Below are 16,804 nucleotides of genomic sequence, written 5' to 3'. Positions count from 1 at the left end.
GGGCGGCCGCGCCCCGACCCGTACCGTCCGGTCCTATGGACGCACTTGTCTGATTGACAATTCCGCCGGGCGGGAACACGCCAGAGCGTGACGCGACGTATCCAACGCATCGAGGACTACGCCCTCATCGGCGACCTCCAGACCGCCGCCCTCGTCGGCCGGGACGGCTCCATCGACTGGCTCTGCCTGCCCCGCTTCGACTCGGCGGCCTGTTTCGCGGCGCTGCTCGGCGACGACGACAACGGCCACTGGCGGATCGCCCCGGCGGGCGCCGGGGACTGTACGCGCCGCGCCTACCTCGACGACTCGCTCGTCCTGGAGTCCGTCTGGGAGACCCGCACCGGCACGGTCCGCGTCCTCGACTTCATGCCCCAGCGCGACACCGCCCCCGACGTCGTACGGATCGTCGAGGGCGTCAGCGGCAGCGTCGAGATGAGCTCCGTACTGCGGCTGCGCTTCGACTACGGCCGGGTGGTGCCCTGGGTGCGCCGCGCCGACGGCCACCGGGTCATGGTCGCGGGACCCGACTCGGTCTGGCTGCGCACCGAGCCCGCCGTCAAGACCTGGGGCCAGCAGATGAGCACCCGCTCGTCGTTCACCGTGGGGCCCGGCGAGAAGGTCGCGATGGTGCTGACCTGGCACCCCTCGCACGAGCCCCGGCCGTCGATAATCGATCCGTTCGAGGCGCTGGAGCAGAGCCTGGCGGACTGGCGCGAATGGGCCGGCAGGTGCCGCTGCACCGGCCCCCACCGGGACGCCGTCGTCCGCTCCCTCATCACCCTCAAGGCCCTCACCTACGCGCCGACCGGCGGCATCGTCGCCGCCCCCACCACCTCGCTCCCGGAGGAGATCGGGGGCGTACGGAACTGGGACTACCGCTACTGCTGGCTGCGCGACTCGACGCTGACGCTGGGCGCGCTGGTCTCGGCCGGCTACCTCGACGAGGCGGCGGCCTGGCGCGACTGGCTGCTGCGCGCGGTCGCGGGCGACCCGGCCGACCTCCAGATCATGTACGGCCTCGGCGGCGAGCGGCGCCTGCCGGAGACCGAACTGCCGTGGCTGCGCGGCCACTTGGACTCCGCCCCGGTCCGGATCGGCAACGCCGCCGTCAAACAGCTCCAGCTCGATGTGTACGGGGAGGTCATCGACTCCCTCCATCTGGCCCGTACCGCGGGCATGGCCGCCAAGCCGCACACCTGGAACGTGGAACTCAGCCTGCTCGGCTTCCTGGAGGCCCGCTGGCGCGAGCCGGACGAGGGGCTGTGGGAGGTGCGCGGGGAGCGCCGCCACTTCGTGCACTCCAAGGTGATGGCGTGGGTCGCCGCCGACCGCGCGGTGCGGGCCCTGGAATCCGATCCGTCCCGGCGCGGCGACGCGGAGCGCTGGCGGCGGATGCGGGACGAGGTGCACCGGGAGGTGTGCGAGAAGGGGTTCGACGCCGAGCGGAACACCTTCACCCAGGCGTACGGGTCCGCGGAGCTGGACGCGGCGACGCTGCTCATCCCCCGGGTCGGGTTCCTGCCGGGCGACGACCCGCGGGTGATCGGGACGGTGGACGCGGTGCGCGCCGAGCTCGGCCACGACGGCTTCGTGCGCCGCTACAGCACCGAGGGCGCCACCGTGGACGGTCTGCCCGGCGACGAGGGCACCTTCCTGGTCTGCTCGTTCTGGCTGGCCGACGCGCTGCGGCTGACCGGCCGCGAGAAGGAGGCGCGGGAGCTGTTCGACCGGCTCCTCGCACTCCGCAACGACGTCGGACTGCTTGCCGAGGAGTACGACCCGGTGGCCGGTCGGCAGCTCGGCAACTTCCCGCAGGCCTTCAGCCACATCGGACTGGTGGCGACGGCGATGGGGCTGGAGGCAGGATAGGCGTATGGATCTTGGACTGAAGGACCGCGTCTACGTCGTCACCGGTGCCTCCCGGGGCCTCGGCCTCGCCTCGGCGCGGGCACTCACGGCCGACGGCGCGAAGGCGGTGCTGAGCGGCCGCGACGAGAAGGCGGTGGCCGACGCGGCCGAGGAGCTGGGCCCGAACGCGCTGGGCGTGGCCGTCGACAACGCCGACCCCGGCTCCGCCGCCCGGCTGATCGCCACGGCCCGCGAGCGGTTCGGCCGCTTCGACGGCGTGCTGATCAGCGTGGGCGGCCCGCCGCCCGGCTTCGTCGCCGACAACACGGACGAGCAGTGGCGCTCGGCCTTCGAGTCGGTGTTCCTGGGTGCGGTACGGATGGCGCGCACGGCGGCGGAGGAGCTGGACGAGGGCGGCGTGATCGGCTTCGTCCTGTCGGGATCGGTCCACGAACCGATCCCCGGCCTGACCGTCTCCAACGGCCTGCGCCCCGGCCTCGCGGGCTTCGCCAAGTCCCTCGCGGACGAACTGGGCCCGCGCGGCATCCGCGTGGTCGGCCTGCTCCCGTCCCGCATCGACACCGACCGCGTCCGCCAGCTGGACGCCCTCTCCGGCGACGCGGAGGCCGCCCGCACGGCCAACGAGTCCCAGATCCCCCTGCGCCGCTACGGCACCCCGGAGGAGTTCGGCCGCACGGCCGCGTTCCTGCTCTCACCGGCGGCGTCGTACCTGACGGGCCTGATGCTGCCGGTGGACGGCGGGGCACGACACGGCTTCTGAGCGGACGTCAGGCGCCCGGGCGCCTCGGAGGCGGGGCCCCTGTGGCCCGGTGTCAGTTCACCCGCTGGGCCCGGTGCTTGACCCCGCGCAGGCGGGCCTCGGCGGGGAGTGCGGCGAGGCCCGCCGAGTCGCGGGCGTGGGCCAGGGCCTCCGACGTGAGGCGGGAGAGGGCTTCGGCGGGGGACGCGTGGGGCTCCAGGAGGAGGGCGACGCGGGCCTCCGGGGTGGTGCGGCGGCCGTGCAGGGCCACCTGGGCGCGGGCCACGCCCGGCAGCGCCTCCGCCTCGCCCGCCAGGACCGCCTCCAGGGCGCGGCCGCGCAGCAGCGCGCCCTGGCCGTCGCCCGAGTCCACCAGGACCTCGGCCAGCCGCGCCCGGCGCAGCTGGGCGAGCAGCCACCACAGGGTCAGCAGGACGAGTACGGCGAGCGCCGCGATGACGGTGGGCCACCACCAGCCGTGGTGGTGCCAGCGCTCCCGGCGGGCCCGGTCGAGCAGGGCGTCGTCGGCGCCCTCCCAGGGCCACCACGACGGCACCGACAGGCCCGCTCCGGCCGCGAGGACCGCGCCGCCCGCCGCCACCAGGACCAGCCCGACGAGGCCGATCAGCACCCGGTTCACCGTCCTGAGCATGGGTCACCTCTTCCTGGCGGCACGGCCCACGTGCACGGAGAGCCCGGGCTGTCCGGCGAGCCCGAGCTCCTTGATGCCCGCGCCCAGCGCGGCGTCCAGATCGGCCCGTACGTCGTCGAGCTCGCGGAAGTGCGAGACGGCCCGTACGGCGACCTTGGCGCGGCCCATCCTGACCCGCACCGACTGCACGCCCGGGACCTCCATCGCCCGGTCCCGCAGCACCAGCGCGGCGGCCGAGCGGTCGAGCCCGGCGCGCACCCCGGCCGAGGCGCGCCGCATCGGCAGCACGTCCCGCAGCCCCGGCGTCACCGCGAGCACGATCAGCCAGATCCCGACGGCCACCGCGACGCCCGCGCCGGTGAGCACCACCACGTCGTCCACGGCGTGCCGGGCCGCCCAGTCCGCGAGCCTGCGGCGCCAGCGCATCGCGGGGCGGTCCGCGCGTACCGCCGCGATGTCGTACAGCAGGGGCCCGGACACGGCCAGCACGACGAGGGCGACCAGCACGGCGGGCGCCCGCCGCACCGACCAGAAGCGGTGGGCCCGGCCGCCCTCGTCCTCGGCGAGGACGGGCACGGGGTCATAGGCGGCGGACGACTGCGACTGGTCGAGCCCGCCCTCGGGGTCCGTGGCGGCGCCCTTCTCCATGACGACGGGAAGGCGTCGGGTGCCGTTCCCGCCGTTGGACGCTTCCGGCTCGCTGGGCCCGCTCATGTGATCCTCCCCCGGTCCGCCGTACCGGTGTGCGCCGAGTGCAGACGCTCGATCTGCACCGCCACCTCGGGCACCTCCATGCCCGCCAACGCCCTTACCCGCTCGGTGACTCGCCGACGCACGGCACCGCACTGGGCCCCGAGATCGGAGGGGTACCCGAGCTCCAGGCTGACCCGCACCCGGGCCACGTCCTGGTGCACCGTGACCGCCGCGTGGGGCGCGGTGCCGCCCTCGGGGGGCGCGCCCACCACCTCGCGCGCCGCCTGTGCGGCGATCTTCGCGACGACCCGGTCGGCGATACGGGTCGCTCCACGCTCGGCGGGCGGGATGCGGCGGGATGCGGCGGAGCCGTGTGCGCTCTCACCGGACCCGGACGCCGCCGCAGACACCGTCATGACTCCGCGTCACCGCCGCCGGTCGCCGCGGTCGCGGTCCCGGGGACGGAAGAAGTCACCGGGTTCGATATCGCCCTCCAGGAACCTGCCCGCCACGAATCCGATCGCGCCGAGCGCCGCGACCAGCAGGAACGCCCCGAAGCCGCCGAAGTATCCGGCGAAGCCGAGCGCCATGCCGGCCACCATGCCGATCACCGCCATGCTCATCCTGAGCTCCTCAGTCGCTCCTCAGTCGGGGGCCGGGGCCGCACCGGGGCCTCACTGGAGCCGGGGTTCCGGCTCGTCCTCTTCCTCATCGGGAAGTTTCACGTCGCTCACCGCGATGTTGACCTCGACGACTTCGAGTCCCGTCATGCGCTCCACGGCCGCGATCACGTTCTCCCGTACGGCACGGGCCACGTCCGCGATCGACACGCCGTAGTCGACGACGATCTCCAGGTCGAGGGCCGTCTGGACCTCGCCGACCTCGGCCTTCACCCCGCGCGCCACGGCGGATTTGCTTCCGCCGGGCACCCGGTCGCGAACCGCGCCGAACGTACGGGACAGGCCGCTGCCCATCGCGTGGACGCCGACGACCTCGCGGGCCGCGAGCCCCGCGATCTTCTCCACCACGCCGTCGGCGATGGTGGTGCGGCCGCGCGTGCCGGGGTCGCCGCCGCCGCGCCTGGCGGGGGAGGTCTTTCTGGTCGCGCCCTCGGGGGTGTCCTTGCCGCCCGGGCCGGACGGTTCGGGGCGATTGCGTTCCGCGGTGTCGCTCATGGCGTTCATCCCTTTCGGCTTCCCCTTCCCCTCAGCTGCCCACACTAAGTGCGGTTGCCCCGTCCCGCGCCGGGGATGCGGCAGGCTGGGGCAATGACGCCTGACGTGTGGAGCACGGAGGTACGGCGCCGGCTGGCCCTGGGCAGGCTGCTGCCGCTCGGGGAGGCGGCGGACGGCGCCTGGGTGACGGAGCGGGCGGCGGGGGCGGTGCTGCGGGCCGCGTGCGCGTCGGTTCCCGGTCTGGCGGTGACGTCCCTGCGGCTCGCGCTCGCGGATCCGGCGGCGGCCGGGGTTCCCGTGGTTCCGCCGCCGCCGAGCGGGCTGCCGCCGGGGGAGGTGGGGGCGGTGGTGGAGGTGGCGGTGTGGGGGTCCGGGCGCCCCCGGACGGAGGGGGTGCGGGAGGCGATGCTGTCGGCGTCGTCCGCGCGCCTGGGCCTGCGGCTGTCCCGGGTCGACATCCGGGTGACGTCCCTGCTGGACGCCCCCGCGCCGCCGACTCCCCCGCCTCCCCCACCCGGGGCACGCCCCGGGCCCCCGCTCGCCGTCCCCGGTGTGGCGTTCCTGACGGCGGAGCTGGGGGTTCTGCCGGAGTGTGTGGAGGTGGGGGTCGCGGCGGGGTATCGGGCGGTGGAGGTGGTGCGGGGGGTTCGGGGGGTGGTGGGGGGTGGGGTGGCGGTGCTGGTGACGTGGGTGGGGTGATTTCTCCCCACCCCGCCCCTTCCCTAAAGCCCTCTGGCGGGCGGCCGGGTTCGTCGGCTGCGAGCCGGTGGGGGCTGGTCGCGCAGTTCCCCGCGCCCCTGAAAGCGCCCCTTCGGGGCGCCCCCCGGGGATGCCGCGCAGCGGCATTCAAGGGGCGCGGGGAACTGCGCGAGCAACCCAGCACGGCCCGCAGACGAAACGGGGGCCCGGGGCGTAGCCCCCAAGCAGGGGGCCGGGGCGAAGCCCCGGCAACGACCTACTCGGCCAGGCCCGCCAGGTCACGCAGGCGCCGCGCCTGCGCGCCCCGCTCCGCGACCCGCTGCTCCTCGTACGACCGCGACGACGCACCCCGCAGCAGCGCCTTCGTCTCGATCACCGCGTCCCGCGGCGCAGCCAGCAGCGCCGCCGCCAAGTCACGTACAGAAGCGTCCAGTTCGGAACCCGGCACCGCCAGGTTCGCGAGCCCGATCCGCTCCGACTCCTCCGCCCCGACGAAGCGGCCGGTCGCGCAGATCTCCAGGGCGCGGGCGTAGCCCACCAGGCTCACCAGGGGGTGGGTGCCCGTCAGGTCCGGCACCAGGCCCAGGCTGGTCTCGCGCATGGCGAACTGCACGTCGTCCGCGACGACGCGCAGGTCACAGGCGAGCGCGAGCTGGAAGCCCGCACCGATCGCGTGCCCCTGGACCGCCGCGATCGACACGATGTCGTTGCGACGCCACCAGGTGAACGCCGACTGATACTCGGCGATGACCCCGTCCAGCTCCGCGTCGGAGCCGCGGGCGAGGTCGAGGAACGACGGCTCGCCGTCGAAGCCCTCGGGAGTGAAGGCCTGACGGTCGAGCCCGGCGGAGAAGGACTTGCCCTCTCCCCGCAGCACAACGACCCGGACGGTGCCGGGCAGTTCCTGACCGGCGGACGCCAACGCCCGCCACAGAGCGGGAGACTGGGCGTTGCGCTTGTCCGGATTGGTCAGGGTCACCGTGGCGACTGCGTCGTCGACGGTGAGCCGGACGCCGTCCTTGTCGAGTACGGGGTCAGGCGAAGCCATGGGGCGCCTCCGGGTCGGGTGCGGTCAAATAAGTGACTGCACAGTAACCACCCGGCCGACGGTGCGGCCGACCGGGTGGCAACCCGACCCGGCGAGCCCATGGACCCGCCCGGCCCCGGTCAGGCCGAGGCGGTCTTCTTGCCGCGTGTCGCTCCGCCGCGTCCGCGCAGTACCACCCCGGACTCGCTGAGCATCCGGTGGACGAATCCGTAGGAGCGGCCGGTCTCTTCGGCCAACGCCCGGATGCTCGCACCGGAGTCGTACTTCTTCTTCAGGTCTGCCGCGAGCTTGTCGCGCGCGGCGCCGGTAACCCGGCTGCCCTTCTTCAGAGTCTCGGCCACCCGTGCCTCCTCATGGGAAGTGCGCTCTGGACTTCTCATGATCACCCCTCCCGGGCTTCCTGGCCACCCATTCGGCAAGGTCCGTGCAACCGGGTTTCCGCGCAGGACGGGGCGAGACAGGGCCGGAATCAAGAATTCCGCACGGCCGCGGAATCGCCCCGAACTCAGACGCGACAAGAACGCGCTGGTCAGGGGTGTGCTCGGAGTCACACTCCGGAATCAGCCCGTCCCGCACCCACCGGATCTTGATCCCGTGCATGACACGCCGGGGTACGAGACGCACTCACTCAGATTGAGGATCACACGTAAGCCGAATGATCCATATGGAGTGGATCAGTCGCACGGGTCAGGCGAGGGCGACCAGATCCGCGTAGTCGGGACCCCACAGGTCCTCGACCCCGTCGGGCAGAAGAATGATGCGCTCGGGCTGTAGAGCCTCGACCGCGCCCTCGTCGTGCGTCACTAGAACGACCGCGCCCTTGTACGTGCGCAGCGCGCCCAGGATCTCCTCGCGGCTGGCCGGGTCGAGGTTGTTGGTCGGCTCGTCGAGGAGCAGGACGTTGGCGGACGAGACCACCAGCGTGGCCAGGGCCAGCCGGGTCTTCTCGCCGCCGGAGAGCACGCCCGCCGGCTTGTCCACGTCGTCGCCGGAGAACAGGAACGAGCCCAGCGTCTTGCGGACCTCGACCAGGTCCAGGTCGGGCGCCGAGGAGCGCATGTTCTCCAGGACCGTGCGGTCCGGGTCGAGCGTCTCGTGCTCCTGGGCGTAGTAGCCGAGCTTGAGGCCGTGGCCCGGGGTGACCTCGCCGGTGTCCGCCTTCTCGGCGCCCGCGAGCAGCCGCAGCAGGGTCGTCTTGCCGGCACCGTTCAGACCGAGGATGACGACCCTCGACCCCTTGTCGATGGCCAGGTCGACGTCGGTGAAGATCTCCAGGGAGCCGTACGACTTGGACAGGCCCTCGGCGGTCAGCGGGGTCTTGCCGCAGGGCGCCGGGTCCGGGAAGCGCAGCTTGGCGACCTTGTCGGAGACCCGTACCGCGTCCAGGCCGGAGAGCAGCCGCTCGGCGCGCTTGGCCATGTTCTGCGCGGCCACCGTCTTGGTCGCCTTGGCGCGCATCTTGTCGGCCTGCGAGTTGAGGGCCGCGGCCTTCTTCTCGGCGTTCTGGCGCTCGCGCTTGCGGCGCTTCTCGTCGGCCTCACGCTGCTGCTGGTAGAGCTTCCAGCCCATGTTGTAGACGTCGATCTGGGAGCGGTTGGCGTCCAGGTAGAACACCTTGTTGACGACCGTCTCGACCAGGTCGACATCGTGGGAGATCACGATGAAGCCGCCCCGGTACGTCTTCAGGTAGTCGCGCAGCCAGACGATCGAGTCGGCGTCGAGGTGGTTGGTCGGCTCGTCGAGGAGCAGGGTGTCGGCGTCCGAGAAGAGGATGCGGGCGAGCTCGACGCGGCGGCGCTGACCACCGGAGAGGGTGTGCAGCGGCTGGCCGAGCACCCGGTCGGGCAGGCCGAGCGCGGCCGCGATGGTGGCGGCCTCCGCCTCGGCGGCGTACCCGCCCCTGGTGAGGAACTCGGTCTCCAGGCGCTCGTACTTCTTCATCGCCTTCTCGCGCGTGGCGCCCTTGCCGTTCGCCATGCGCTCCTCGTTCTCGCGCATCTTGCGCAGCACCTCGTCGAGGCCGCGCGCGGAGAGCACGCGGTCGCGCGCGAGGACGTCGAGGTCGCCGGTCCGGGGGTCCTGCGGCAGATAGCCGACCTCGCCGGAGCGCGTGATGGTGCCGGCGGCCGGGATGCCCTCGCCGGCCAGGCACTTGGTGAGGGTGGTCTTGCCGGCTCCGTTGCGGCCGACGAGACCGATGCGGTCGCCCTTGGCGACTCGGAAGGACGCGTTCTCGATGAGGATGCGGGCGCCGGCGCGCAGCTCGATGCCGGTGGCGGTGATCACGGAAATACTCCAGGGCGGTGTGGACGGCGGGATGGACGGGGGTCGCGGAGCGTCGGCGCCGTCTAATGCACAAGGAGAATTGCCATGGGCCAATTCTAGCGGGGGTGTGCAACTGCTTTTACGTGCGGTGATCCCTTACGGGCCCTGTTCTGTCGCGCGGGATCACGCGCCCAGGACGGCGCCCACGCGCGCGGGGAGGTCGTTGCCCAGCGGGGTGCGGCCGGGGGCGATGCGCCCGAGGGTGTCCAACGCCACCAGCTCCCGGGTCCACACGTCCCGGTCGCGGCAGGGCTGGGCGACGATCAGGACGCCCGCCACGCGCGCGATGCGGCCCGGGTCGAAGGCGCACTCCCGCCGGGCGGGCAGCGTCCAGCGCAGATCCCCGTCGGCGGTGCGGTACGCGGCGATGCGCTCGGGGGTGACGACGGCGAGCATCCCGCCGCCCCGGGCGGCCGGAGCCAGCTGCTGGAGCACGCCGGCGGCCCGGCCGGGGCGCCCGGCGAGCCAGCCCGCGAGGCCCGGCACGGCCCGGTGCCAGCGGACCGCGTCGACCGAGAGCACGCGCGCGGTGTCGGTGACCATGCCGTCGCTCCACAGGGCGAAGGCGTGCCCAGGCGCGGCGCGCACCGCGAGCGGACGGCGCCCGTCGCGGCGGTAGGTCCAGCTGCGCGCCCCGCTCCTCGGGTCGTACGCCTCGACGGCCGCGCCCCGCACCCGTACCGCCGGGCGGGCCGGGGCGGCGGCGGGCAGCACGGTGAGGCGGTCGCCGTAGGGGGCGGGCCGGGCGTGGTGTGCTGCGGTGACCAGGGGGAGAGCCAGTACGGCGGCGACGGCGGCCAGCGCGAGACGGTTCCGGTCCATGAGGCGCCGAGCGTATCGGCCACCGTGCCAAAAGGGGCGCAACGCAATGAACTGTTTGATACTCGGGGTGATATCGGGTGACGGAGGGTGCTGAGCCCATGCAGTTCGACGACGACGCCGATCTGGACACGTCCGAGGTCAAGGACGTGCGGGGCAGCCGTGTCCCCGGCGGCAGGGCCACCATCGGCGGCGGCATCGTCGGGCTGATCGCGCTGGTGCTCGGCCTGCTGTTCGGGGTCGGGCCCGAGCAGCTGGGGCTCTCCTCCGGCGACTCCACCCCGGCGACCTCGGTGTCGGCCCAGGGGCAGGTGCAGGCGAGCTGCCGCAAGGGGCGCGACGCCAACACCAAGGAGGACTGCCGGATCCTCGCGGTGGTCAACAGCGTGCAGGACTACTGGTCGCAGGAGTTCCCGCGCCGCGGCGGCCGCTACGCGCCCGCGCAGACCGTCTTCTTCACCGGCCGGGTGTCGACCGCGTGCGGCACGGCGACCTCGGCGGTCGGGCCGTTCTACTGCCCGGGCGACCGGCAGGTCTATCTGGACCTCGGGTTCTTCGACGAGCTGCGGACCAAGTTCGGCTCCACCGGCGGCCCGTTCGCCCAGGCGTACGTGGTGGCGCACGAGTACGGGCACCACATCCAGAATCTGATGGGCACCCTCGCCCGGTCGCAGGACGGGCAGCAGGGCGCGAACAGCAACGCCGTGAAGGTCGAGCTGCAGGCCGACTGCTACGCCGGGGTGTGGGCGCACCACGCCACGACGACCCCGGACCCGAAGACCGGCAGGCCGCTGCTGACCCGGCTGACCGACCAGGACATCAAGGACGGCCTGGACGCGGCGGCGGCCGTGGGCGACGACCGGATCCAGGAGAAGTTCCAGGGCCGGGTCACCCCGGAGTCCTGGACGCACGGCTCGGCGCAGCAGCGCCAGCAGTGGTTCTACACCGGCTTCAGCACGGGCGACATGGGCCGCTGCAACACGTTCGCGCGCTGAGTCCGCGAGTCCGCCCGCGCACCCGACCACCGGCCCGACGGGCGTTGTCAGTGCCGGGTGCAAGACTGAGATCCAGGTCACATCGGAGCGGGTCGGCGAGAGGGACGGGAGTTCGTGATGAGTGTGTATCCGACGATTCTGTACGCGGACGCGAAGGCGGCGATCAGCCTCCTGAAGGACGCGTTCGGCTTCACGGAGACGAGTGTGTACGAGGACGCGGACGGCCTGGTGCTCCACGCCGAACTCGCCAGCGGCACCGGCATGGTGATGCTCGGCTCGAAGGGCCGGGGCGGCGTCTTCGCGGACGCCATGCGCGACGCGGGCCCGGCCGGTGTCTACGTGGTGGTGGCCGACGTGGACGCGCACCACAAACGGGCGGTGGAGCACGGCGTGGAGATCCTGATGGCGCCCACCGACCAGGACTACGGCTCACGGGACTACATGGCGCGCGACGCCGAGGGCAACGTGTGGAGCTTCGGTACGTACGCCCCCGGCGCCGGCTGACCTCGACTACACGCCGCCGGTGTGGACCTGGAAGGCCGCGCGGCGCACGGCCTTGGCCAGGGCCGGGTCCGGGTGGGCGGCGGCGAGGGCGACCAGGACCTGGACGGTGCGGGGGTGGCCGACGGCCCTGACCTCGTCGAGCAGGGCGGGCACGGTGCCCTGCACGGCCGAGTCGAGGTGACGCACCATCAGCTCGACCTCGCCGTGGTCGGCGACGGCCGCGGCGGTGTCGACCCAGAGCCAGGTGGACTCCTCGCGGGTGAGGACGGCGGTGACGTCCTCGGGGTCGGTGCCCTCGTGCTCGGCGAGCCAGAGGAGGGCGTAGGGGCGCAGGAAGATCTCGTCGGTGGCGGCGCGCACCTCGGGCTCGGCGGGCGCGCCGACGACCCGGAGCGCCTCGAAGGCGAGCCCGCGCACCAGGGCGTCCTCGCCCCGGGCCGCGTCGAGCAGTTCGGTCACCGCGCTGCCCACGGGCCGGGCGGCGAGCCAGGCGCGGTACTCGGCGCGGGCCGGGCCGGGGGTGAGCCGGGCGCAGCCGCGCAGCATGTCCTCGGCGGACTGCTCGATGTTGCCGGCCGGGCTCTGCGCGGCGACGCAGATCTGCTCCAGCTTGACCCACACCGCCCAGCTGCCGAGCGGGGTGAGGGTGGCCGAGCCCTCGCCGAGGGTGAGCGCGCCGACGGCGGCGAGCCCGGCCAGCACCCAGTCGAGGAGGAGGGAGAGGAAGGCGAGGGAGGCGGGGTGGTCCCCGCCGGTGCCGTCCGCGTCGGTGCCGTACGGGACTTCGCAGCGCTCGTCGCGCAGTTCGGCGACGCGCTGGCCGAGCAGGTCGAGCAGGGCCGGTACGAGGACGGGGCCGGCCGAGAGCTGGAGGAGGGAGAGCACCTGGGGGACGGCTTCGACGACCTCGGCCACGGCGGCGGGCGCGATGGCGGCCGGGGCGGGGTGGACGATCGACCAGGCGTCGAAGAGGGCGACCCAGCCGCGCAGCACCGCGGCGTCGTCGCGGTCCCAGGCGCGCAGCCGCCAGCCGGGGCGCGCGGTGCCGCCGTGCAGTTCGACGAGTCCGGCGAGCCGGGCCCGGTCCCAGCCGGCCCGCACCTGGGCGGGCGTCAGCCGCAGGGTGGCGGCGGCCAGTTCGGCGGCGGCGCCCGACAGGGTGCCCGTCGGGGCGGGGCGGGGCGCGCTGCCCCGGGCGCGCTCGGCGTCGGCCCAGCGGGCGACGCGTACGGCGTCGGCGAGGACCGCTCTGGCCTGGCGGGCCAGTTCGGCGGCGGCCGGGGTGCCCTCGGGCGGTCGGGAGCCCGCCCGGGAGCGGCGGTCGCTCACGGCCCGGCGGGCGCTGGCGAGGGGTCGGGCATCCTTCGCGTGCGGTGCGCGGACAAGCCGCAGTCTGGAGTCTCGCGGCAACTTCTCTTCAGGCTTCCGGGACGTCACGGATGCAGTCTTCCCGCTGACGGGCAGAAAGCCCAAACGGAATGGGGGAAGACCGGCTCCCGCGCGGGCCGGGCGCGGCCGGGGTCCGGGGGCTGTCCCCCCGGGGCGGCGCGGTCCGTTGACGGGCCGATTGCAGAAACGGAATGGGCGCCCTGATCGTCGGGGCGGTGCGGCCCGTCCCCCGTGCGCCGCTTCGGGGGCTTTGCCCCCGCGCGTCACATCAGCGGCGTCAGGAAGCGCCGCAGCGCCTCCTCGTAGCGGGCGGGGTCCGCGTTCCACATGGAGGCGTGCGGGGCGTGCTGGACGGTGTGAAGGGTCACCAGATCGGGGCGGCGGGCCGCGAGTTCACGGGTGAGGTGCCAGGAGGCCAGGGTGTCGTCGGGGCCGTGGAAGACCAGCGCCGGGACGCTCAGGGCGGCCGGGTCGGCGGCCTCGCGCAGACGGTCGCCGTGCGGGCCGGTGCGGCCCTGCGCGGCCCGGACGGCGAGCGGCAGCAGCGCGCTCGGGGCGCCGTGGGCGACGGCGAGGGCGCGCAGGGTGCCCTCCCAGTCGAGTACCGGCGAGTCGAGGACGACGCCCCGGATGTGCTCGCGCATCCCGGAGCTCGCGGCGGCGTGCAGCGCCATGGTGGCGCCGGTGGACCAGCCGTGCAGGATGACGCGCTCGGCGCCGGAGCGCACGGCGTACCGGACGGCGGCGTCGAGGTCGCGCCACTCCGAGTCGCCGAGGTGGCCGAGGCCGTCCGGGGAGCGGGGGGCGCCCTCGTCGCCCCGGTAGGCGATGTCGAGCACCGGCAGCCGGTGGCGGTGCAGGAACCCGATGAGGTTGAGCGGGTGCTCGCGGGTGGTGCCCAGGCCGTGCACGGTGATCACCCAGGTGTTCCGCACGCCCGGCACCAACCAGGCGGGCAGCACACCGAGCTCGGCGGGGATCTCCACGTCCTCGTAGTCGAGGCCGAGCGCTTCCTTCGGGGTGCCGTGGTGGAGCTGCGGGGTGAGCCGGACCCGGTCCCCCGGCCGCGGGCTGCCCCGGGTGACCAGCTCCAGGCGGCGCACCACGGTGTCCGCCGGGTGCGGCACGTCGACGATCTCGCCGACCACCGCGCGGATGCCGGGTCCCTCGATCCCGTACAGGCCGGGCCGCAGCGAGGCCAGGCAGCGGGTCAGGGCGATCCGCCCGGGCCCGGTGGCGTGCACGGTGAGCTCGGGGTCGGTGGGCAGCGGGCGGCCGGGCGGCGCCTTGAGGGCCGCGTCGCTCGCGTACCGTCCGGCGGCCACCGCTGCCGCGCCGACGCCGATGAGTGTGGTGACGGCCGCTGCCGTCGCTGTAGCCGGGCGCACCGTTCCAGTGTCGGCAGAGCGCGGCGACACGGCCAGTGGGCGGGGGCCTACCGGGGCACGCCCGGGTGCGGGGGCGTCAGCGCTGGCCGTACCCCCGGAACTGTTCGGCGGCCCGGTCGAGGTCGGCGGCGGAGAGCAGGGAGGGGGTGCGGCCGGGGACGGAGGAGGCGGCGAGCCAGAGGCGGCACATCCACTCCAGCTGGGCGGTGCGGTCGTATGCCTGGGAAAGGGTGGTTCCGTAGGTGATCGTCCCGTGGTTCTGGAGGAGGCAGCCGGTGCGGCCTTCGAGGGCGCGCAGCATGTTCCGCGCCAGTTCCTCGGTCCCGTACAGCGCGTACGGCGCGACCTGGACCGGACCGCCGAGCGCGGCGGTCATGTAGTGGACCGGCGGGAGCTCGGTGACCAGGGTGGAGACGGCCGTGGCGTGCACGGCGTGGGTGTGGACGACGGCCCGGGCGTCGGTGTCCCGGTATACGGCCAGGTGCATGGGCAGCTCGCTGGTGGGGCGCAGCGTGCCGGTCACCTGGTGGCCGGTGAGGTCGACGGCGACGGTGTCGGCGGGGCCTAGGCGGTCGTAGGGGACCCCGGTGGGGGTGACGAGGACCAGGTCCCCGACGCGTACGGAGACGTTGCCCGAGGTGCCCACGACCAGGCCTTCCTCGGCGGTGCGGCGCGCGGTGGCGGTCAGCTCGGCCCAGGCCGCGGCGATCGCCGCTGAGTCGTTCGGCTCTCCCATGAAAGTGATCCTCGCAGGCTCCGCGCCGAGGGCGGCGGAGTGAGCAGAATCTCTTCAATGGGCTCTATGGCCGGTATATAGGGGTTCGTCAGGGCCTGACCGCACCAGAAACCGGTCAGATACACCGTGACGCCCGACCCAGTTCACCTTCCGTTCATCCAGGTTACTTACGTTCGTCCAGCCACTGACGTCGAACGATTGCCTGGGTAAATGGAACACATCACGCTGCTGCTCGCCATTGTGGTCGTGACAGCTCTAGTGTTCGATTTCACGAACGGTTTCCATGACACCGCCAACGCGATGGCCACGACCATCTCGACCGGCGCCCTGAAGCCCAAAGCCGCGGTCGCCATGTCCGCCGCGCTCAACCTGGTCGGCGCGTTCCTGTCGGTGGAGGTCGCCAAGACGATCTCCGGCGGGATCATCAACGAAAAGGGCATCAGAACAGAGGTCATCTTCGCGGCGCTCGTCGGCGCCATCCTCTGGAACCTGGTGACCTGGCTGCTCGGCCTGCCGTCCAGCTCGTCCCACGCGCTGTTCGGCGGTCTGATCGGCGCGGCCGTGATGTCGGCCGGCTGGTCCTCGGTGAACGGCTCGACCGTCGTCACCAAGGTGCTGCTCCCCGCCGTCGCCGCCCCGATCGTCGCGGGCGTCGCCTCGATGCTGGCCACGCGTCTGACGTACCGGATCAACCGAAACGTCGACCCGGCTGCCGAGAAGGCCACCGCCAAGGGCTACCGGGCCGGGCAGATCGCCTCCGCCGGTCTCGTCTCGCTCGCCCACGGCACCAACGACGCGCAGAAGACCATGGGCATCATCACGCTCGCCCTGGTCACCGGCGGTGTGCTGCACCCGGGCGCCAACCCTCCGATGTGGGTCATCGTCTCGGCCGGCATGGCCATCGCCATGGGCACCTACCTCGGCGGCTGGCGCATCATCCGCACCATGGGCAAGGGCCTGACCGAGCTGGCGCCGCCGCAGGGCTTCGCCGCCCAGTCCGGTGCCGCGACCGTCATCCTGGCCTCCTCGCACCTCGGCTTCTCGCTCTCCACCACCCAGGTCTGCTCCGGCTCCGTCATGGGCGCCGGCCTCGGCCGCAAGGGCGGTGTGGTCCGCTGGTCCACCGCGACCCGCATGTTCATCGCCTGGGGCCTGACCCTGCCCGCCGCGGGTCTGGTCGGCGCCGGCGCCGAGTTCCTGACCGGCCAGGGCACCTGGGGCGTCGTCCTCGTGGCGATCCTGCTGATCGCGGGCTCCGGCTTCATCTGGAAGCTGTCGCGCCGCGAGCCGGTCGACCACAACGACGTCACCGCCACCGCCGCCCCGGCCGAGTCCCCGGCCGAGCCCGCGGGCGTCGTGACCACCGCGATCGCCGCCGTCACCCCGCCGCCCACCGTCGCCGCCGTGGCCGCCGATCTGACGGCCACCATCCCGGCGCCGGCCCCGGTGGCCCCCGCCGACCCGGCCCGCCCGGCCACCGTCTGACCCGGCCGCGCACACCGAAGGAATCGTCATGCACATCGACTGGGCAGCTCTCGGCACCGTCTTCGGTGTCAGCCTCATCGTCACCGTCGGCCTGGTGGGCCTGTTCACCGTCGGGATCGTCGGCCTCAGCAAGCAGCAGTCGGCCGCGGCCGGCAAGGGCAACGTCGTCGTGGCCCGCACCACCGCCTACCTCTGCTTCGCGCTCTGCGCGGCGGCCGTCGCGTACGGCATCAATCTGATCGTCGGCAAGTAGCGCGCGAGCAGTACCGCACCCACCCCAGAACCGCC

Annotated in this window: 19 protein-coding genes; 7 read left to right on the top strand and 12 right to left on the bottom strand. The window is 73.5% G+C overall.

What is annotated here, in order from left to right:
- Positions 1-87: 87 nt before the first annotated feature.
- A complete protein-coding gene (locus QIY60_RS22455) occupies positions 88-1,869 on the top strand; it encodes a glycoside hydrolase family 15 protein (protein ID WP_283144064.1) in 1,782 nt (593 codons plus the stop codon).
- Positions 1,870-1,873: 4 nt separating this feature from the next.
- Positions 1,874-2,629, top strand: coding sequence for an SDR family oxidoreductase (locus tag QIY60_RS22450; protein ID WP_283144063.1), 756 nt, complete (start codon positions 1,874-1,876; stop codon positions 2,627-2,629).
- Positions 2,630-2,681: 52 nt separating this feature from the next.
- On the opposite strand, the gene amaP is transcribed toward QIY60_RS22450, so the two are convergent.
- The 5 genes from amaP to QIY60_RS22425 are packed head-to-tail and all read right to left on the bottom strand — an operon-like array spanning position 2,682 to position 5,128.
- Positions 2,682-3,260, bottom strand: a complete 579-nt coding sequence (gene amaP / locus QIY60_RS22445) for an alkaline shock response membrane anchor protein AmaP (RefSeq protein WP_283144062.1) — start codon at positions 3,258-3,260, stop codon at positions 2,682-2,684.
- A 3-nt stretch (positions 3,261-3,263) separates the two neighbouring features.
- Entirely contained in the window at positions 3,264-3,974 is a 711-nt protein-coding gene (locus QIY60_RS22440; RefSeq protein WP_283144061.1) for a DUF6286 domain-containing protein, read from the bottom strand.
- Positions 3,971-4,369 (bottom strand): hypothetical protein, encoded by a 399-nt coding sequence (locus QIY60_RS22435; protein ID WP_283144060.1) that lies wholly within the window; start codon positions 4,367-4,369, stop codon positions 3,971-3,973. Before QIY60_RS22435 ends, QIY60_RS22440 begins: the two co-directional genes overlap by 4 nt.
- A 9-nt stretch (positions 4,370-4,378) precedes the next feature.
- Positions 4,379-4,576, bottom strand: coding sequence for a hypothetical protein (locus QIY60_RS22430; RefSeq protein ID WP_283144059.1), 198 nt, complete (start codon positions 4,574-4,576; stop codon positions 4,379-4,381).
- Between the two features lie 51 nt (positions 4,577-4,627).
- Positions 4,628-5,128, bottom strand: coding sequence for an Asp23/Gls24 family envelope stress response protein (locus tag QIY60_RS22425; RefSeq protein ID WP_283144058.1), 501 nt, complete (start codon positions 5,126-5,128; stop codon positions 4,628-4,630).
- A 93-nt stretch (positions 5,129-5,221) separates the two neighbouring features.
- On the opposite strand from QIY60_RS22425, the gene QIY60_RS22420 reads away from it, so the two are divergent.
- On the top strand, positions 5,222-5,827 hold the full coding sequence (locus tag QIY60_RS22420) for a nucleopolyhedrovirus P10 family protein (protein ID WP_283144057.1): 606 nt from the start codon (positions 5,222-5,224) through the stop codon (positions 5,825-5,827).
- 256 nt (positions 5,828-6,083) lie between these two features.
- Here the strand turns inward: QIY60_RS22420 and QIY60_RS22415 are convergent, their stop codons facing one another.
- From QIY60_RS22415 to QIY60_RS22400, 4 genes are all read right to left on the bottom strand, one after another.
- Positions 6,084-6,875: an enoyl-CoA hydratase/isomerase family protein gene (locus QIY60_RS22415; protein WP_283144056.1), complete on the bottom strand. Its 792-nt coding sequence runs from the start codon at positions 6,873-6,875 to the stop codon at positions 6,084-6,086.
- 119 nt (positions 6,876-6,994) lie between these two features.
- Positions 6,995-7,216, bottom strand: a complete 222-nt coding sequence (locus QIY60_RS22410; RefSeq protein WP_067157635.1) for a helix-turn-helix domain-containing protein — start codon at positions 7,214-7,216, stop codon at positions 6,995-6,997.
- Positions 7,217-7,562: 346 nt separating this feature from the next.
- Complete coding sequence (locus tag QIY60_RS22405) at positions 7,563-9,161, bottom strand: ABC-F family ATP-binding cassette domain-containing protein (RefSeq protein ID WP_283144055.1); 1,599 nt, start codon at positions 9,159-9,161, stop codon at positions 7,563-7,565.
- Between the two features lie 162 nt (positions 9,162-9,323).
- Positions 9,324-10,022, bottom strand: a complete 699-nt coding sequence (locus QIY60_RS22400) for a hypothetical protein (RefSeq protein WP_283144054.1) — start codon at positions 10,020-10,022, stop codon at positions 9,324-9,326.
- 98 nt (positions 10,023-10,120) lie between these two features.
- Between QIY60_RS22400 and QIY60_RS22395 the strand changes: the two genes are divergently transcribed.
- Together QIY60_RS22395 and QIY60_RS22390 are read left to right on the top strand one after the other, a co-directional pair.
- Complete coding sequence (locus QIY60_RS22395; RefSeq protein WP_283144053.1) at positions 10,121-11,014, top strand: neutral zinc metallopeptidase; 894 nt, start codon at positions 10,121-10,123, stop codon at positions 11,012-11,014.
- Between the two features lie 117 nt (positions 11,015-11,131).
- Positions 11,132-11,518 (top strand): VOC family protein, encoded by a 387-nt coding sequence (locus QIY60_RS22390; RefSeq protein ID WP_283144052.1) that lies wholly within the window; start codon positions 11,132-11,134, stop codon positions 11,516-11,518.
- Between the two features lie 6 nt (positions 11,519-11,524).
- Here QIY60_RS22390 and QIY60_RS22385 read toward each other — a convergent pair whose 3' ends face one another.
- The 3 genes from QIY60_RS22385 to QIY60_RS22375 all read right to left on the bottom strand — a co-directional run bounded on the left by QIY60_RS22385 (position 11,525) and on the right by QIY60_RS22375 (position 15,031).
- On the bottom strand, positions 11,525-12,847 hold the full coding sequence (locus tag QIY60_RS22385; RefSeq protein WP_283144051.1) for a hypothetical protein: 1,323 nt from the start codon (positions 12,845-12,847) through the stop codon (positions 11,525-11,527).
- 323 nt (positions 12,848-13,170) lie between these two features.
- Complete coding sequence (locus QIY60_RS22380; protein WP_283144050.1) at positions 13,171-14,295, bottom strand: hypothetical protein; 1,125 nt, start codon at positions 14,293-14,295, stop codon at positions 13,171-13,173.
- 76 nt (positions 14,296-14,371) lie between these two features.
- A complete protein-coding gene (locus QIY60_RS22375) occupies positions 14,372-15,031 on the bottom strand; it encodes a class II aldolase/adducin family protein (RefSeq protein ID WP_283144049.1) in 660 nt (219 codons plus the stop codon).
- 210 nt (positions 15,032-15,241) lie between these two features.
- Here QIY60_RS22375 and QIY60_RS22370 point away from each other — a divergent pair, with 210 nt between their 5' ends.
- Entirely contained in the window at positions 15,242-16,516 is a 1,275-nt protein-coding gene (locus tag QIY60_RS22370; protein WP_283144048.1) for an inorganic phosphate transporter, read from the top strand.
- 28 nt (positions 16,517-16,544) lie between these two features.
- A complete protein-coding gene (locus tag QIY60_RS22365; RefSeq protein ID WP_283144047.1) occupies positions 16,545-16,769 on the top strand; it encodes a hypothetical protein in 225 nt (74 codons plus the stop codon).
- Positions 16,770-16,804 lie beyond the last annotated feature (35 nt).

Source organism: Streptomyces sp. BPTC-684, from assembly GCF_030028635.1.
In the GTDB taxonomy this organism is placed as follows: Bacteria; Actinomycetota; Actinomycetes; order Streptomycetales; family Streptomycetaceae; genus Streptomyces; species Streptomyces noboritoensis.
Note: the sequence above shows the minus strand (reverse complement) of the source record. Positions and strands in the feature narration are given on the sequence as shown.

Excerpts from the sequence above, each read along its gene's own strand:
- QIY60_RS22420 (WP_283144057.1), top strand. The coding sequence starts at position 5,222 with ATGACGCCTGACGTGTGGAGCACGGAGGTACGGCGCCGGCTGGCCCTG.
- QIY60_RS22450 (WP_283144063.1), top strand. The coding sequence starts at position 1,874 with ATGGATCTTGGACTGAAGGACCGCGTCTACGTCGTCACCGGTGCCTCC.
- QIY60_RS22400 (WP_283144054.1), bottom strand. The coding sequence starts at position 10,022 with ATGGACCGGAACCGTCTCGCGCTGGCCGCCGTCGCCGCCGTACTGGCT.
- QIY60_RS22375 (WP_283144049.1), bottom strand. The coding sequence starts at position 15,031 with ATGGGAGAGCCGAACGACTCAGCGGCGATCGCCGCGGCCTGGGCCGAG.
- QIY60_RS22370 (WP_283144048.1), top strand. The coding sequence starts at position 15,242 with ATGGAACACATCACGCTGCTGCTCGCCATTGTGGTCGTGACAGCTCTA.
- QIY60_RS22435 (WP_283144060.1), bottom strand. The coding sequence starts at position 4,369 with ATGACGGTGTCTGCGGCGGCGTCCGGGTCCGGTGAGAGCGCACACGGC.
- QIY60_RS22425 (WP_283144058.1), bottom strand. The coding sequence starts at position 5,128 with ATGAGCGACACCGCGGAACGCAATCGCCCCGAACCGTCCGGCCCGGGC.
- QIY60_RS22390 (WP_283144052.1), top strand. The coding sequence starts at position 11,132 with ATGAGTGTGTATCCGACGATTCTGTACGCGGACGCGAAGGCGGCGATC.
- amaP (WP_283144062.1), bottom strand. The coding sequence starts at position 3,260 with ATGCTCAGGACGGTGAACCGGGTGCTGATCGGCCTCGTCGGGCTGGTC.
- QIY60_RS22365 (WP_283144047.1), top strand. The coding sequence starts at position 16,545 with ATGCACATCGACTGGGCAGCTCTCGGCACCGTCTTCGGTGTCAGCCTC.
- QIY60_RS22430 (WP_283144059.1), bottom strand. The coding sequence starts at position 4,576 with ATGAGCATGGCGGTGATCGGCATGGTGGCCGGCATGGCGCTCGGCTTC.
- QIY60_RS22395 (WP_283144053.1), top strand. The coding sequence starts at position 10,121 with ATGCAGTTCGACGACGACGCCGATCTGGACACGTCCGAGGTCAAGGAC.
- QIY60_RS22415 (WP_283144056.1), bottom strand. The coding sequence starts at position 6,875 with ATGGCTTCGCCTGACCCCGTACTCGACAAGGACGGCGTCCGGCTCACC.
- QIY60_RS22440 (WP_283144061.1), bottom strand. The coding sequence starts at position 3,974 with ATGAGCGGGCCCAGCGAGCCGGAAGCGTCCAACGGCGGGAACGGCACC.